The 14,870-nt window shown below is 62.6% G+C and carries 11 protein-coding genes; 2 read left to right on the forward strand and 9 right to left on the reverse strand.

The window, feature by feature from the left end; all coding sequences use genetic code 11:
• Nucleotides 1-158: 158 nt before the first annotated feature.
• The 3 genes from AC3WTM_RS29105 to AC3WTM_RS29115 form a co-directional block, all read right to left on the reverse strand.
• Nucleotides 159-1,136 (reverse strand): 5'/3'-nucleotidase SurE, encoded by a 978-nt coding sequence (locus tag AC3WTM_RS29105; RefSeq protein WP_102672826.1) that lies wholly within the window; start codon nucleotides 1,134-1,136, stop codon nucleotides 159-161.
• Nucleotides 1,137-1,215: 79 nt separating this feature from the next.
• Nucleotides 1,216-2,595, reverse strand: a complete 1,380-nt coding sequence (locus AC3WTM_RS29110) for a DUF1329 domain-containing protein (protein WP_102672827.1) — start codon at nucleotides 2,593-2,595, stop codon at nucleotides 1,216-1,218.
• Between the two features lie 23 nt (nucleotides 2,596-2,618).
• On the reverse strand, nucleotides 2,619-4,196 hold the full coding sequence (locus tag AC3WTM_RS29115) for a DUF1302 domain-containing protein (RefSeq protein WP_102672828.1): 1,578 nt from the start codon (nucleotides 4,194-4,196) through the stop codon (nucleotides 2,619-2,621).
• A 266-nt stretch (nucleotides 4,197-4,462) separates the two neighbouring features.
• On the opposite strand from AC3WTM_RS29115, the gene AC3WTM_RS29120 reads away from it, so the two are divergent.
• Both AC3WTM_RS29120 and AC3WTM_RS29125 read left to right on the forward strand, forming a co-directional pair.
• The gene (locus AC3WTM_RS29120; protein ID WP_102672829.1) at nucleotides 4,463-6,205 is read left to right on the forward strand and encodes an FAD-binding protein; all 1,743 of its coding nucleotides are present in this window, start codon (nucleotides 4,463-4,465) and stop codon (nucleotides 6,203-6,205) included.
• A complete protein-coding gene (locus AC3WTM_RS29125; protein WP_057714063.1) occupies nucleotides 6,202-7,080 on the forward strand; it encodes an SDR family NAD(P)-dependent oxidoreductase in 879 nt (292 codons plus the stop codon). The genes AC3WTM_RS29120 and AC3WTM_RS29125 overlap by 4 nt, the downstream gene beginning before the upstream one ends.
• A gap of 390 nt (nucleotides 7,081-7,470) precedes the next feature.
• On the opposite strand, the gene AC3WTM_RS29130 is transcribed toward AC3WTM_RS29125, so the two are convergent.
• From AC3WTM_RS29130 to AC3WTM_RS29155, 6 genes are all read right to left on the reverse strand, one after another.
• Nucleotides 7,471-9,051: a FadD3 family acyl-CoA ligase gene (locus tag AC3WTM_RS29130; protein ID WP_102672832.1), complete on the reverse strand. Its 1,581-nt coding sequence runs from the start codon at nucleotides 9,049-9,051 to the stop codon at nucleotides 7,471-7,473.
• Between the two features lie 72 nt (nucleotides 9,052-9,123).
• On the reverse strand, nucleotides 9,124-9,870 hold the full coding sequence (locus tag AC3WTM_RS29135; RefSeq protein ID WP_102672833.1) for an SDR family NAD(P)-dependent oxidoreductase: 747 nt from the start codon (nucleotides 9,868-9,870) through the stop codon (nucleotides 9,124-9,126).
• A 230-nt stretch (nucleotides 9,871-10,100) separates the two neighbouring features.
• The gene (locus AC3WTM_RS29140; protein ID WP_102672834.1) at nucleotides 10,101-11,183 is read right to left on the reverse strand and encodes a ferredoxin--NADP reductase; all 1,083 of its coding nucleotides are present in this window, start codon (nucleotides 11,181-11,183) and stop codon (nucleotides 10,101-10,103) included.
• A 13-nt stretch (nucleotides 11,184-11,196) separates the two neighbouring features.
• Nucleotides 11,197-11,952, reverse strand: coding sequence for a glucose 1-dehydrogenase (locus AC3WTM_RS29145; protein WP_102672835.1), 756 nt, complete (start codon nucleotides 11,950-11,952; stop codon nucleotides 11,197-11,199).
• Nucleotides 11,940-13,619: an FAD-binding protein gene (locus tag AC3WTM_RS29150; RefSeq protein ID WP_102672836.1), complete on the reverse strand. Its 1,680-nt coding sequence runs from the start codon at nucleotides 13,617-13,619 to the stop codon at nucleotides 11,940-11,942. The genes AC3WTM_RS29145 and AC3WTM_RS29150 overlap by 13 nt, the downstream gene beginning before the upstream one ends.
• A 9-nt stretch (nucleotides 13,620-13,628) precedes the next feature.
• On the reverse strand, nucleotides 13,629-14,144 hold the full coding sequence (locus tag AC3WTM_RS29155; protein ID WP_102672837.1) for a flavin reductase family protein: 516 nt from the start codon (nucleotides 14,142-14,144) through the stop codon (nucleotides 13,629-13,631).
• Nucleotides 14,145-14,870 lie beyond the last annotated feature (726 nt).

A 14,870-nucleotide genomic window follows, 5' to 3' on the forward strand; every position in this document is an offset into this window, starting at 1 on the left:
TCAACAGTCAGAATCGAGCCTTGTCCCTCCTCCTCCCTTCAAGTCCTACCATACAAGCGAGCTTGCTCGCGATGGCGGACTGTCAGTCGACATCGATGGTGAATATGTCGGCCTCATCGCGAGCAATGGTTTTGTGATTAACACCGTTCCGTGCTTGCTTAAGGCTTGACCCCGCGCAACATCTTCTTCGCCTGATCCTGCATCGCCTGCGGCGCGGTCATGTTGCCGTCGATCACGGTGATCACCGCGTGGCCTTGCCACAGTTGATAGGCATCGGCCTGTTGCTGGGCTTGGGTCGGTATCGAGGGGGCAGCCAGGTTGACGTGGACCACGCCGTCGGCGCCGCGCTGGGAGGTGAAGTTGACCCGATCCCAATTGCCGATCGGCGCAAAGCTCACGCCTTTGATTTCATCGGGTTTGAGGGGCGGGTAGTTGAGGTTCAGGCCGCTGACGCCCGGCAGGCCGAGCACGTTCAAATCACACTGATGTTTGTTCCTGGCGCAGGCCTGCTTGGCGTCTGTACCGGCCAGGCCCGCCTGCTCGATGACCTTCACGGCAAAGCGCGCCGTGTCGTCCATGGCGCCGAGGGTCTTGCGGTAGCCGGCCTGCTGGTCGCGGATGATCAGGTCCATGTCGATACCCGTGGACACCGCCACCGCCGGAATTCCCTTGAACATCGCGCGAACGGCGGCGTTGAGGGTGCCAGACATCTGCGTCAGCGGGCCGACGTTTTCGCCGAAGTTACTGCCTGACACCACCAAGTCTGGTGGTGAATCCTTGAGGATCACGTCGAGGCCGACGTTGACCGCATCCACCGGCGTGCCGATGGCAGAGGTCTTGCCGGCGGGCGGGGTGTAGTCCTGCGGCGGCCCGACGCAAAATTTGCCTGACGCCAGTTTGGTTACCGCCAGGGCCTGGCCGGGTACGACCACGCTGGCGGCGCTGATGCCGCTACTGTCGTTCAACGGGCCGACCAGGGTGACTTTGTGCCCGGCGGCGGTCAGTGCGCGGTACATCGCATCGATGCCGGGCGCACGGCAGCCATCGTCGTTGGTCAGCAGGATGTTCAGGGCGTTGGCTTGCATCGACAGGCCAGCACTGGCCATGGCGATGATGCCGGTGAGGAGTTTGTTCATGGCGAAGTCTTCCGTGGGCGCAGCGTATTTTACAAAGCACAACGCCCCGACCGAATGAATCGGTCGGGGCGCGGTGAGTTTAGCGGGTGCCGAGTTTGCGCAGGTTGCCTGGGGTGAATTCGTCTTCGGTGAAGGCGGTGGCGTTGAGCCTGGCCGGTTTCTGATCGACCAGCATGCGGTCTACCAGGTAGGACCCGGCGATCAGGTCATGGTAGATGCCGAGGCGAGCGTGGTAGCGCTGCATCTCGTAGGCGTAGATCGAGGTCTGCATGTTGGTACGCCACAACTGGCCACGGCTGTCGTAGTTGTCGGCCATGGTCGCCGACCAGGTGTCCTCGTCCAGGTACATCACACGCTTGGCGTATACGTGGCGGGCACCTTCCTTGAGGTTGGCCTGCAACACCCAGACCCGGTGTTTCTCGTAGCGCATGTACTGCGGATCGACGTGGCCGGTGGTGTCCAGGATCTGGTCGGCCGTTACGCTCGGGTCGTCGATCTTGTAGTTGTGGTACGGAATGTAGATTTCCTTCTTGCCGACGATGGTCCAGTTGTAGCGGTCTGGCGCACCGTTGAACAAACGGTCTTCGTCGTACACACGAAAACCTCCCGCGCCGGTCGGCGAGTCATAACCCACGGTTGGCGCGCGACGTACCCGGCGTTGGCCCGGGCTGTATTGCCAGGCCTGGCGCGGTGAAGCGGTCGGATTGATGAACTCGTGACCGACCACGATCTCGCCTTTCTTGCGCACCGGTTCCAGGGTGGTGAGCAGGAAGTGTGTGAATACACCGTTCGCGGCCTCCGGGGTTTTGTCCGGGCTGGACCAGATCGAAAAGATCTTGTAGTTGACCTCTTCCAGCACCTTTTCCTTGTTGGAGTACACCACCGCCTGGCCGTAGTTGGCCTCTTCAGTGCTGGCGCGCCCCTGCAAGGTATGGTTGAACATCAACTCGCTGCCGTTCTTCGGGATCGGGAACGGCGAGGCACCCCAGGCGTTTTTCGTGTCGTTGTTGTCATTGTCGAGTTCGGCAGTGACGGCGTTTTTCTTGATCTGGTCTTCCAGGCGCTGATCGAGGCGGAAGTCGCGGTGGCTCGGGTACACCGGGATCTTGAAGGTATCCGGGTATCGCTTGAACAGCGCCTTCTGGCCATCGGTCAGGTTGTCGGCGTACTTGTCCATGTTCTTCGAATCGATCACGAACAGCGGTTTTTCCGCGGCGTACGGATCCGGGTACGGCGTGCCGGGGCCGGCGTATTTGAGTCCTGGTGGCAGGCCGCGCCATTTGCCGGACCAGCCCGGGATGCTGCCGTCGGCGTTACCGGCCTTTTCGGCGCCCATCGGGGTCAGGTCCTGGCCCAGGCGGGCGGCTTCTTCGGGGCTGACCTTGGCGTAGGCCTGGCCACTGCCGAGCAGGCCGACGGTCAGCGCCGTGCTCAATAATGTTTGGGTGAATCTGGACATGCTGTGCTCCTCCGACAGGGGAATCAGAACCGGTACTTGAAGTTGAGCGCGACGTTGTCGCGGTCGGCCAACGGGCTGTTGTTGGCGCTGCCGAGGTAGGCGTTGTAGCGGGCCTCGACGGTGAAGTTGCCCAGGTAGCGCCAGGAACTGCCGATGCTGGCGCGGTTATCGTTCTGGCCGGCGTTGATCGAGCCGACCATCGAGCTGTCGCCGTGGACGGCGGCACTGAAGGTGACAGGCACCGACATGTCCCATCCGCTGAATACGTCGTTGTAGTCAAGGTTCGCCTGCACCGTGTAGCCCCAGGCATCGCGGTCATAGACCAGGCTGTCGGTTCCCGGCAGCGCGAAACCAGGGGCCAGGGTCACTGGCTGCGACTCATCGTTGCTGACCACGGTGTTGTAGACCAGTTCGCCGGTCAGGCTGGTGTTGTCGGCGAAGGAGGTCGGGCCCAGCACGTAGATCATCGACGTTTGTGCTTGTATGGTTTTGCCGCGCACGGGGCTGGAGAAACCGTTGTCGACCATCACTGGCGTGCCGTCTCGGTAGCTGACTTCACCGGCCCAGCTGACATCGCCCAGCACCGTGGCGAAACTCGCACCGAACAGGTCGATGTTGTCGAAGTAGCGCACCTGGTAGCGGCCCAGGTTCGTCGCAAAGTCCAGCGATGGCGTCTTGTCGTGATAGCGCGAGTAGAAGAGGCCGAACTCGGTGTTGTTCAGCGACTCGGCGGCGTAGGTGAAGGCCACACCGTACTGGCCGCTGTCGCTCGGCTTGTCGTCCTTGAGGCGGGTGACGAAACCGGAGGCGTCGTTGAAGCCGCCCTCGTCGATGAAGTCGGTGGTGGAGAAGTAACTACCCACGCCGAACAGCTCGGTTTTCTCCCACTTGTATTGGTAGTAGGCCTGGATACCCAGGCTTTCGGTCAGGGCGAACTGGGTGAACAGTTGGCCAACCGGCAGCAGAATTTCCTTGACCTCGACGCCCGGGGTGGTCGCCTTGGTCGCGTCCACCGGGCTCTGGGCCGCGGAAATACCCGGATAGAACAGACTTTCACCCCAGCTCACCACCTGATTACCCAGGCGCGCGTTGAGGGCATGGCCGCTCACGTCCCAGGTGCCATAGGCGTAGTAGTCGAGCATGCGCAACTCATTGCGATGCTGGTCGACGGTGTCCTGGGAGAAACGGTCGGGTTTGCTGCAATGGCCGCCGGCGAAACAGTTGGAAGTGCCGGTGGTGTTGTCGTTGTCCTGATCGTAGACGTTGTCGTAGAAGCCCGTCGCCCGGACGAACACGCCGTAGTTGTCTTGCCACTTGATGTTGGCTTCGGTGAGAAAGCCGCTGCGGTTGTTGATCAGGCTGCCTTTGTCGAACGCGTTATCGCCGTCGTTGCCGTTGGCATTGGCGGTCAGTTTGTGATCGCGCGACTCGGTCCGCCAGGCGAGGCTGTAGGTCAGTGTGGTGTCCCAGTCGATGCTCAAGTCTTCGCTTGGCTGAAAGCTCATGGCATTCACGTGAGCGCTTAGTCCGCCAGCCAGCAACAGCAAGGCCAGCTGTACGCGAGGGTGCTGTGTTGGTGGGGCGATTATTGTTTTTATCATGTCGTCCTCATGGCCCAGGTCAGACCTGCCCGACCTGCATTTCAGGGGGGTGATTGGTGCTGTGGGCGACTATGGAGTCACGACTTGCGCGCAACATCGTCCAAGCGGACTACGCGATTTGCAGGGGGCAGTTGCGGTGTTCGCCTTAGTCCCATCGGACGATGAACACCCGGCGCGCGCGGCGAACAATCCCGAGACCGACTGCACCGGGCGAAGATCCGGCGGTGGCGGTTTCTGCCTGATGGGCGCTGAACAAGGGTGATCGCATGAACGCTGCCGGGATCAAATGGGACGAGTGCTGTGATGTGTTGGTGATTGGCTCGGGAGCCGGGGGCATGACCGCAGCGCTGCGCGCCCACGACCTGGGCCTGAATGCGTTGCTGATCGAAAAGAGCGGCGAGTACGGCGGCACCTCGGCGGTGTCCGGCGGAGGCATCTGGATCCCCAACAACCACCGGATCAACGCCATTGGCGGCAGTGATTCGGCGGCCGAAGCGATTGCCTACATCCGCGCCGTGACCCACGGCGAGATCGACGACGGGCGAATCGAAGCCTATGTCGAGCACGGTCGGGAGATGGTCGAGTACCTGGAACAACACACCCGCGTACGCTTCGAGGCGCAACCTCGCTACGCCGATTACTACCCGGAAGTGGAGGGTGGAAAACCGGGCTATCGTTCGATGGATCCGCAACCGTTCGATGCCGCCGAACTCGGCGAAGAATTTTTGCGCATGCGCGCACCGTCCCCCGGCACCCTGATGATGGGGCGCATGGCGATGACCATGAAAGAGGCGCAAGTGCTGCTGTGCCGTGGCCCCGGCTGGTTGCGCCTGACCCTGCGGGTGATGTGGCGCTACTGGCGTGATCGCGAGGGGCGGCGTTTATCCCGTCGCGACCGTTTCCTGACGCTGGGCAATGCCTTGATCGGTGCATTGCGCTGTTCGTTGCAGGATCGCGGCAAGTCGCTGTGGCTCAACTGTGCGCTCGAAGAGCTGCTGCTGGTCGGCGACCGGGTCGGCGGGGCGCAGGTCAATCGCGACGGTCAGTTGCTCAACGTCAAGGCGCGCTACGGGGTGATCATCGCCGCCGGTGGTTTCGAGCGTAACCAGGAAATGCGCGAGCAGTACCTGCCGCAGCCGTCCCGGGCCAACTGGAGTGCCACGCCACCCAACAATACCGGCGATGGTATTCGCGCTGGCCAGGCCATCGGTGCTCGGACCGCGTTGATGGAGCACAGCTGGTGGGCGCCGACCACTTACGTCAAGGGCGAAGAAAAGCAGCGTGCATTGTTTGTCGAACGAACCTTGCCCGGATGCGTGATGGTCAACGCGGCGGGGGAGCGTTTCGTCAACGAAGCCGCGCCCTATACCGATATCGTTTATGCGATGTACGCCAACAACCGCGAAGGCGCCGTGAGCGTGCCGTGCTGGATGGTGTTCGATGCCGAGTTCCGGCGCAAGTATCCGTGTGGCGCCTTGTTGCCGGGTTATGCCCAGCGCGATTGGCAATTGCCCGAGCACCTGCGCGACTACTTCCACAAGGCGTCGAGCCTGGAAGAACTGGCGACGAAAATCGGCGTCGACGGCGCCGGACTGGTGCGCACCGTGCAGCGTTTCAACGGTATGGCCGTGCAGGGTGTCGACGAGGATTTCCACAAGGGCGAATCACTGTTCGACCGCTATTACGGCGACCCGAACATGCAACCCAATCCGTGCCTGGCGCCGTTGCTCAAGGGACCTTTCTACGCCGTGCGCATCGACGCCGGCGACATCGGTACCAAGGGGGGCCTGCTGACCGACGTGCACGCCCGGGTGTTGCATGAAGACGGCGAACCGATCAACGGCCTGTACGCCATCGGCAACAGCGCCGCCTCGATGATGGGCCGCACCTATCCGGGTGCCGGTTCGACCATCGGCCCGGCCATGACCTTCGGTTACCTGGCCGCCAATCACATCAAGTGTCAGAGCGAAACCGCTTCGGCGAAAACCTTGTTCGGGAGTGTCGAATGAACAACCAGCGTCCACAGATCGCCGTAGTGACCGGCGCCAGTCGCGGAGTCGGGCAGGGCATTGCCCTGGCCCTTGGGGCAGCGGGCATGACGGTGTATGTCACCGGTCGCGCCCCGGCGCAGGGCGGGTCGAATTTGTACGGGCATGCCTTGCGCGGCTCGCTGGAGGACACCGCCGCCGCGATCACCGACGCCGGTGGGCGCGGTATCGCGGTGGTCTGTGATCACGCCGATGACGCGCAGGTTCAGGCGCTGTTTACCCGTGTGGAAAATGAGTGCGGGCATCTGGATCTGCTGGTGAACAACGCCGCGTTCATCCATGACCAGTTGATCGAACCAGGGCCGTTCTGGGCTAAACCGCTGGACCTGGTGCGCATTCTCGACGTCGGCCTGCGCTCGGCGTACATCGCCAGCTTCTACGCCGCGCCGCTGTTGCTCAAAAGTGCCCAAGGGCTGATTTGCTTCACTTCGTCGTTCGGTGCCGGGTGCTATATGCATGGCCCGGCGTACGGCGCGCAAAAGGCCGGCGTCGACAAGCTGGCGGCGGATATGGCGATCGATTTCGAAGGGCAGGGCGTGGCGGCATTGTCGCTGTGGCTCGGCCCGCAACTGACCGAACGTACGAAGATTGCCGGCGAACAGCATGGCGAGCAATACCAGGCATTCCTGGCCCACGCCGAAACCCCGCAATTCAACGGGCGGGTGATTCATGCCTTGCTCAATGATCCGCAGTTGATGGCGTTGTCCGGCCAGACCCTGATCACCGCCGAAATTGCCCCTGGCTACGGCATCAGCGAAGCCGAAGGCCGCCAGCCGCCGTCCCACCGCGCCATGCTCGGCGACCCGCGCCAGCAGCATCCGGCGCGGGTGGTTTGACTACGTCATCTCGGTACACACACACAACCTGTAGGAGCGAGCTTGCTCGCGATGACGGAGTGTCAGCCAACATCAATGTCGACTGACCTGACGCTATCGCGAGCAAGCTCGCTCCCACAGTTGATCTGTGTCGGACTCGAAACCTGTGTACACCCTCGAACATTGTGGGAGCGAGCTTGCTCGCGATGACGGAGTGTCAGCCAACATCTATGTCGATTGACCTGACGCTATCGCGAGCAGGCTCGCTCCCACAGTTGAGCTGTGTCGGACGCGAAATTTGTGTACACCCTCGAACATTGTAGGAGCGAGCCTGCTCGCGATGGTCTATCAGTTGCATTGATGTCGACTGACACACCATCGCGAGCAAGCTCGCTCCTACAGGGATTGTGTTCAGTCGACTGGCTGCAATGCCCATTCGCGCAACACATTCTTGGTCACTTTCCCCGCCGCATTGATCGGCATCTTCTGCAGCACCTGCACCCGACGCGGTACCTTGTAGTTGGCCATCTGTTCACGGCACCAGGCGAGGAACCCTGCCTGTTCGATGTCCATTCCCGGCGCAGGCAGCAGGAACGCCATCGCTACTTCCCCCAGGCGCTCGTCAGGAATACCGATCACCGCTGCCTGGGCCACGCCCGGATAAGTCAGCAAACACTGTTCGATCTCCGCCGGGTACACATTGAAGCCTCCGGTGATGAACATGTCCTTGAGGCGGTCGGTGATGCGCAGGTAACCCTGTTCATCGAGCATGCCGATGTCGCCGGTGTGCAGCCAGCCGTCGGCGTCGAGAATTTCCTGGCTGGCTTCGGGGTTGTTGAGATAGCCCTGCATCAGGTTGTAGCCGCGAATCTGCACTTCACCGGGAATGTTGGCCGGCTGGCTGCGACCGGTGTTGCCGACACAGCGCACTTGCACCCCCGGCATCGCCCGACCACTGGTGTTGGCGACCAGTTCCGCCGAGTCACCGGAACGACAGATCGTGGCGAACCCACAGACTTCCGTCAGGCCATACGCGGTGACAATGGTGGCAAAGCCCAGTTCGTCGCGCATGCGGTGGATCATCTCCACCGGAATTGCTGCCGCCCCGGTCACCGCCACGCGCAAGGAGCTCAGGTCGAATTCGTTGCGTTGCGGATGGGCAAGCAACGACTGATACAGCGTCGGTGGTCCGGGTAAGACGGTGATGCGTTCACGCTGCACGCATTCGAGCACGGCCTGCACGTCGAACACTTGCTGCGGCAGGAGGGTGCAGCCACGCATCAGCGCTGCCAGCCAGCCGGCCTTGTACCCGAAAGAGTGGAAGAACGGATTGACGATCAGGTAGCGATCGCTCTCGCGCAAACCGACGATATCGCTCCAGTCGCGCACTATTCGCAGGTTCTGGCCGTGGCTGGTCATTACGCCTTTGGGTTTACCAGTGGTGCCCGAGGTGAACAGCACGTCGGACAAGGCCTGCGGACCAACGCTCTGTTCGCGGGTGCGCAAGGCCAGTTGCGGCACATCGGCCGCCAGGTCCATAAACCGGTCCCAGGCCAGGGTGCCCGAATTGGCACCACGCACGCTGACGATGTGGCGCAGGGCTGGCAGGTCTTCCGACGTCAGCATGCCGGGGTAGTCCGCGCCAAGGAATTCGCCGATGGCAAACAGTACGCAGGCGCCGCTTTCGCGCAGGATGTAGCCGGCCTCGCTGCCCTTCATCCGGGTATTGAGCGGCACCAGGGCGGCACCGACACTCTGCAGGGCGCCAGCCGCAACGATCCATTCCCACACGTTTGGCGCCCAGATCGCCACACGGTCCCCAACCTGTACGTCGAGGGCCAGCAGTGCGCGGGCTGCCTGGCGACGCAGTTGGTCGAGTTGTCGATAGCTGATGGTGTGGCCCGCGTCCTCGATGGCCGGGCGGTCGCCATAGGCCTGGGCTGCGTTGGCGAACAGTTGAGCGATGGTCAGTGCGGTGGCGACAGGCGGCATGGGGCCTCCCCGGTTAGAAGACAGGTACGAAAAAGGGAGTAGACCGGGCAGGGCGCCCGGCCGGATTGCGAATTACTGCGCGGGCGGGGCGAAACGGCGACCGGCGGAGAAACCACCGTCCACGGCAATCATCTGGCCGCTGACAAAGGAGGCTTCGTCGGACGCCAGGAACAGCGCAACGTTGGCCACTTCTTCCGGTTGCCCGGAGCGGCAGAGCATGTGCTGCGAGGCGAAGAAGGCGTGGAACGCGTCATTGTCACGGACCATGCTGGTCATCGGCGTTTCGATCAGGCCCGGGCACAGACCGTTGACGCGAATGTTGGCGTAGCCGTAGTCGATGGCCATCGAGCGGGTCAGCTGGTTGATGCCGCCCTTGGACACGTTATAGGCCACGTTGCCGTCGCAGCCTTGCAGGCCGAAGATCGAACCGACGTTAATGATCGAGCCATTGCGTTGTTCAACCATCGACGCCAGCGCGTACTTGCTGGTAAGCATGCTGCCGGTCAGGTTGATATCCATCACCCGTTGCCAGTTGGCGGTGGTGGTCTGGGTCACGCTGCCCTGGTCGGCGACGCCAGCGGCGTTGACCAGTACATCGATGCGCCCGAAGCGGCTGATGACTTCTTGCATGACCTGCTGTACCTGCGCTTCGTCGCGCACGTCCAGGGTCATGAACAGGCCGGGAAAGTCTGCCGGTGCGCTGCCGATGTCCAGCCCGACCACTTGCGCGCCTTCCTCCGCGAAACGGCGCACGCAGGCCAGGCCGATCCCCGAAGCGCCGCCGGTGACCACCGCGACCTTATTCTGCAAACGAGCCATAACTGCACCTCTTTATTGTTGTGGGCTAATGCTGTGGCCGAGTCTAACTGCAGACCCGGCCCGAGTGATCGTCCGTTGAGACTAAGGCGACAGAGCACCTTTCATCACGCCCTCCTGTAGGAGCGAGCATGCTCGCGAAAAACGCCCTGACAACGCGGGCAATCAGATACCCCGCGTTATCGTTGACGACCATCGCGAGCAAGCTCGCTCCTACAGTGGTACGCGTACCCTCAATCCGGGAATTTCAGGCGCACACGGGCCCCGGTCGGGCGGCTCTGGCAGGCCAGTGTCCAGCCGTCGGCGAGTTCCTTTTGGGTCAAGACGTCGTTGCGCGCCAACTGGACTTCACCTTCCTTGACCACGCACATGCACGCCCCGCAGAAGCCTTCTTCACAGGACGATGGCACGTCCAGGCCCGCCGCCTTGCAGCTTTGCAGCAAGGTATCGCCGGGTTGGCAGGCAATTTCGTGTTGCTGACCGTCGAGTTCGACGATCAGCGCTTCGCACTGCGACCCCATCGCGGCCTCGCGAGCGAGGGCTTCTTCGGCCAGTAATTCATCCGGGTCCGGTGGTGAAACGAAACGTTCGACATGGATGCAGTCGGCGGCCTCGCCCACTGCCAGCAGCGTGCGCTCCACAGTGTCCATGAACGGTCCAGGCCCACAGATGAAGTAGTCGCCGCCGGCCGATCCGCGCAGCAGATGACGGACCTGATGGTCCGTCAAAAAACCCTGCACCGAATCGAGGACGTGCACCACGTGCAGTTGATCAGGATGCGCCTTGATCAACTGGCACAGCTCGTCCTTGAAAATCACCGACGCCTCATCGCGGTTGGCGTAGATCAATTTGATCGGTCGCCGACTGCTGTGCAGCACCGATTTGAGAATGGAAAACACCGGGGTGATGCCCGAGCCGCCCCCGAACAAGACCAGGGGCTTTTCGGTGTCCGCCTGCGGGTCCAGACAGAAATGCCCGGCCGGCGGCAGCACTTCCAGCCAGTCGCCGACCTGCACTTCGTTCATCCAGTTCGACACCCGGCCACCGTCGACCCGTTTCACCGTGACCTTGGGCAGCGCGTCCGCGAGGGGCGAGCTGGCCATGGAATAGCAGCGGGTCAACAGTTTGCCGGCCAAGGGCACGCGAAAACTCAGGAACTGGCCCGGTTTGTAGCGAAAGCGCTCACGCAGGATTGGCGGTACGTCCAGCACCAGCGAGCGCGCATCAGCGGTCTCGTCGATCACCGCACACACCTGCAATGAGACGCTTGCCGTCGTGTGTTCGGCCGGGGTCAGGTTCTGTTGTTGCGTGCCCATGTTCACCTCGACCTCAGAGCCCGCTGATCAGTTGGGCGTTGTCGACGCGGATCTCGGCACCGTTGACGAATCGCGACTCGTCGGTGGCCAGGAACAGCACCACGTTGGCAATGTCCCGTGGCGCGGCCATGCGGTTCATCGGGTCCTGGTCCAGCGCTTCCTGCGGGATTGGCTGACCACCGGCCAGGGCCTGGGTCATCGGTGTGTTCACGCCATCGGGGTGCACGCTGTTGCAGCGGATGCGGTAACCCTGCTGCTTGCAGTGCAGGGCAATCGAACGGGTCATCGCCGCCACCGCGCCTTTGGACGCCGAATAAGCGCAGAACATTGGCATCGCGCCCAACGCGGCCACCGACGACATGTTGATGATCGACCCGCCGCCGGTGTCCTTCATCGCCTGGATCGCGTACTTGCAGCCGAGGAAGTAGCCTTCGCCGTTGATCTTCTGCACCTTCTGCCACAGCTCCAGCGTGGTGTCTTCAATGCTGCCCAGGGCCAGGATCGCGGCGTTGTTGACCAGTACGTCGAGACGGCCGAAGTGTTCGACGGTGGTCTTGATCACCTGTTGCCAATCGCTTTCGCTGGCGATGTCGTGGCGTATGAACAGCGCGTTGGCGCCGATTTCTGCAGCCACCTGGCGACCGGCTTCTTCGTTGAGGTCGGTCAGTACTACTTTGGCGCCTTCACGGGCCAGCAGCAGGGCGTCTTCGCGACCGATGCCGCTGGCGGCGCCGGTGATGATGCAGACTTTGCCTTCTACACGTTGCATTGTTGTTCTCCTGATCGTGCGGGTTGAAGTGCGAATTGGTCGGCCACGTGGGCGGCAGCCCGGCGACCGGAATAGATGCAATCGGCCAGGGACAGGCCGGAGACGTACAGGTTGGAGGCGACACCGACCGCGGTGCGGCCGGCGCTGTACAAGCCGTGGATCGGCTGACCGGCGTGGTCCAGAACCCGACCGCTGTCCTCGCAGACCTTCAGCCCGCCCAGGGTGATGACCGGGCAGGGGAAGAGTTTGCTGTCGAAGGACAGGTCGAGGGCGTACCAAGGGCCTTGGTCGAGGTTGGCAAGCATCGCGGCGGATTTGCCGAACTCGTCGGCGACCTCACCCCGTGCCGCGCGGGAATAGCGTTCGACGCTCTGGCGCAGCAGTTCCGGCGGCAGATTGCAGCGTTTGGCCAACCCGGCCAGGCTGCTACTGCGTTTGGCGTTGAACAGCAGATTGAGCAGTACCGGCAGGCGCTGAAAATTCCATACCTTGCCCGGGCCTACCTGACGCAACGCTTCGCGCATCAGCTCACGGTTGAGCACCAGGATGGCGCGACCGTCTTGTTCTTCGACCATGGCGTGGCCGAGGGTCGCGCCGTAGATTTCTTCGTTGGCGTAACGCTGTCCACGGGCATTGACGATCAGCCCGCGGGCCCAGGCCAGTGGCGGATTGATGAAACGCCACGCGCTGATCTTGTCCATCCGCGTCACGCTGCCACCGGCGCTCTGGCCCAGGGCGATGCCGCTGCCATTGCAGCCGGTGGCGCCCAGGGGCAGCCCGTCCAGGTACTGCGGCGCGTGTTGGCGTACCAGGTCGCGATTGAAGATAAAACCACCGCTGCTCAATAGCACCGCCTGTTCGGCGCGAATCAATTGCCGAATGGCGCTGGTCTGTTCGATGCGACGCTGACGGGCGCGCAAGCGGTCAGCCAATGCGGGAGCGTACATATGAATGGCGGCGGCCCAGCGCGACAGGCGCGCATGCTGCCGGGCCGCGCGGCTGCCGGAAGGCAACTGCCAGGCTTCGACGCCGATGACCTTGTCGTCGAGATCGAGCACCAGTCGCCGCACTTCGCACTGGCAGCGCAGGCGCGCACCGTGACGCAAGGCGCTGGCCTTGAGCGGGGCGAACAGGCTGGCACCGGACATGCCCGGACCTTTGGTGCGGTGACCACGGGGTGCCGGTTTGGCGCTCGCGGCATAGGCCGGGACGGCTTCGTTGCCAGAGTAATAGAGGTAGTACTGGTCACTCGGGTACGAGGTTTTATGCGGCGGCACGCTGGCCTCGAACGCCGCGCCCTGTCGCTCCAGCCAGGCCAGTTGTTCGCGGCTGCCGTCGCAGAAATTGCGCAATGTCGCGTGGCTGACGGCCTCGCCCACTTCCTGACGCAGGTAATTGAACATGGCTTCGCTGGTGTCTTCATAGCCGGCCTGGCGCTGATACGGCGTGCCACCTCCGGCATAAACAACGCCACCGCTGAGTGCGGTGGCGCCGCCGCCTTCGAAACGGTCCAGGGCCAGCACCGAGAGGCCTCTACTGGCTGCTTCGATGGCGGCACAGGCACCGGCACCGCCGAAACCGACCACCAGCAAATCGCAGCGGTCATCCCATGGCAACTGCTCGGCGCTGTTCACTCGCAACGCCGTCAACCCGTTCATGCCGTCCATGCCCAGGCCTCAGCCGGCGACTGCGAAGGAGGGGGTGGGTTTGGCGGTGGTGGTGTAGTTGCCGTCGAGGTAGACCAGCGGGGTGATGGCATCGCTGGTGTGGATCTGCAGGATGCGTCCGATGAACACGGTATGGGTGCCGTAGCTGAAGTGGCCATCCTGGCGGCAGAGGATGGCCGACTGCGCGTCACCCAGGTAAGGAATGCCGCCGGGGCTGGTCAGCCAGTTGCCACGGTCGAAACGCGCTTCGCCCTTGATTGCGCCGCTGCACAGGTGTGCGAGGTCTTGTTGCTCGACGCCGAGGATGTTCACGCAGAAGTCGGCGCCGGTCGCCAGTGCGGCGTGGGGCGAGGCGGTCTTGTTGACGCAGATCAGCAGCGATGGCGGTTCGGTGCTCAGTGAGTCGACCGCGGTGGCGGCCATGGCGAAGCGTTCGGAGCCGTTGCTGGTGCTGATAATGGTGACTGACTTGGCCAGGCGGCGCATGGCCTGGAGCATGTCGGCTTTGAGGTTGGCGTCGTTCATCGCACTGGGCCTTTGTGTTGGTTGGGGAGTGCGATGGATTCTTGCTCTGGCTCTGGTCTGGAGCATCGTCCGAGGGGACTAGGCCTTGGCGGCCTCTGAGCCGACCAGGCTGCTGTTGTATTGCGTACATATCCGTTTTTTCGGTAACGGCGACTTGGGGTTTCGCCCTTACGGCGACTCACTTTTTTTACAAGCGCCTAAAAAAAGTAAGCAAAAAAACGCTCGCCCCGAACGTACGGCCCCTCGCTTAGGCTCGGGGTTCCTTCGCTCCGGCATTCATCCGGGGGCATTGCCCTACGGTTTGCTTCGCTGCACCTCCCTGCAATGTGTTCGACTGCGTCGAACGGCGCTGCGCGCCAGTCCCCGGATGAACACCTCCACTCAGCCTGCCGAGGGGGCGGGTGGATCAAGATCAAGAGCGGCAGGCGAGCTAACGCTCGGCCTGTTGAGTGGTGAGGAGCATGGGTGTACGCCGCCCTGTTTTTGCTCTGCTTTTGCTCTTCTGTGGGAGCGAGCTTGCTCGCGATGGACGTCAACGATGACGCGGGCTGTCTGAATGCCCACGTTGTCCTGGCGTTTTTCGCGAGCAAGCTCGCTCCTACAGGGGGAACGCGTTCATTTGTGGTCAGGTCGGCTGTCAGGCCGCCTCGCTTTGGCTTTTGATCTTCTTGCCCCCTCGAGAGGCCGAGTGGAGGTTCTGCGCAGTGGGCAACCCGGCATGGATGC

The organism is Pseudomonas sp. EU05-FHT14B02 (assembly GCF_058791055.1).

What these genes read in the sequence shown, in the direction of transcription:
- AC3WTM_RS29120 (WP_102672829.1), top strand. Translation starts at nt 4,463, where the DNA reads ATGAACGCTGCCGGGATCAAATGGGACGAGTGCTGTGATGTGTTGGTG.
- AC3WTM_RS29130 (WP_102672832.1), bottom strand. Translation starts at nt 9,051, where the DNA reads ATGCCGCCTGTCGCCACCGCACTGACCATCGCTCAACTGTTCGCCAAC.
- AC3WTM_RS29155 (WP_102672837.1), bottom strand. Translation starts at nt 14,144, where the DNA reads ATGAACGACGCCAACCTCAAAGCCGACATGCTCCAGGCCATGCGCCGC.
- AC3WTM_RS29125 (WP_057714063.1), top strand. Translation starts at nt 6,202, where the DNA reads ATGAACAACCAGCGTCCACAGATCGCCGTAGTGACCGGCGCCAGTCGC.
- AC3WTM_RS29105 (WP_102672826.1), bottom strand. Translation starts at nt 1,136, where the DNA reads ATGAACAAACTCCTCACCGGCATCATCGCCATGGCCAGTGCTGGCCTG.
- AC3WTM_RS29115 (WP_102672828.1), bottom strand. Translation starts at nt 4,196, where the DNA reads ATGATAAAAACAATAATCGCCCCACCAACACAGCACCCTCGCGTACAG.
- AC3WTM_RS29145 (WP_102672835.1), bottom strand. Translation starts at nt 11,952, where the DNA reads ATGCAACGTGTAGAAGGCAAAGTCTGCATCATCACCGGCGCCGCCAGC.
- AC3WTM_RS29135 (WP_102672833.1), bottom strand. Translation starts at nt 9,870, where the DNA reads ATGGCTCGTTTGCAGAATAAGGTCGCGGTGGTCACCGGCGGCGCTTCG.
- AC3WTM_RS29110 (WP_102672827.1), bottom strand. Translation starts at nt 2,595, where the DNA reads ATGTCCAGATTCACCCAAACATTATTGAGCACGGCGCTGACCGTCGGC.
- AC3WTM_RS29150 (WP_102672836.1), bottom strand. Translation starts at nt 13,619, where the DNA reads ATGGACGGCATGAACGGGTTGACGGCGTTGCGAGTGAACAGCGCCGAG.
- AC3WTM_RS29140 (WP_102672834.1), bottom strand. Translation starts at nt 11,183, where the DNA reads ATGGGCACGCAACAACAGAACCTGACCCCGGCCGAACACACGACGGCA.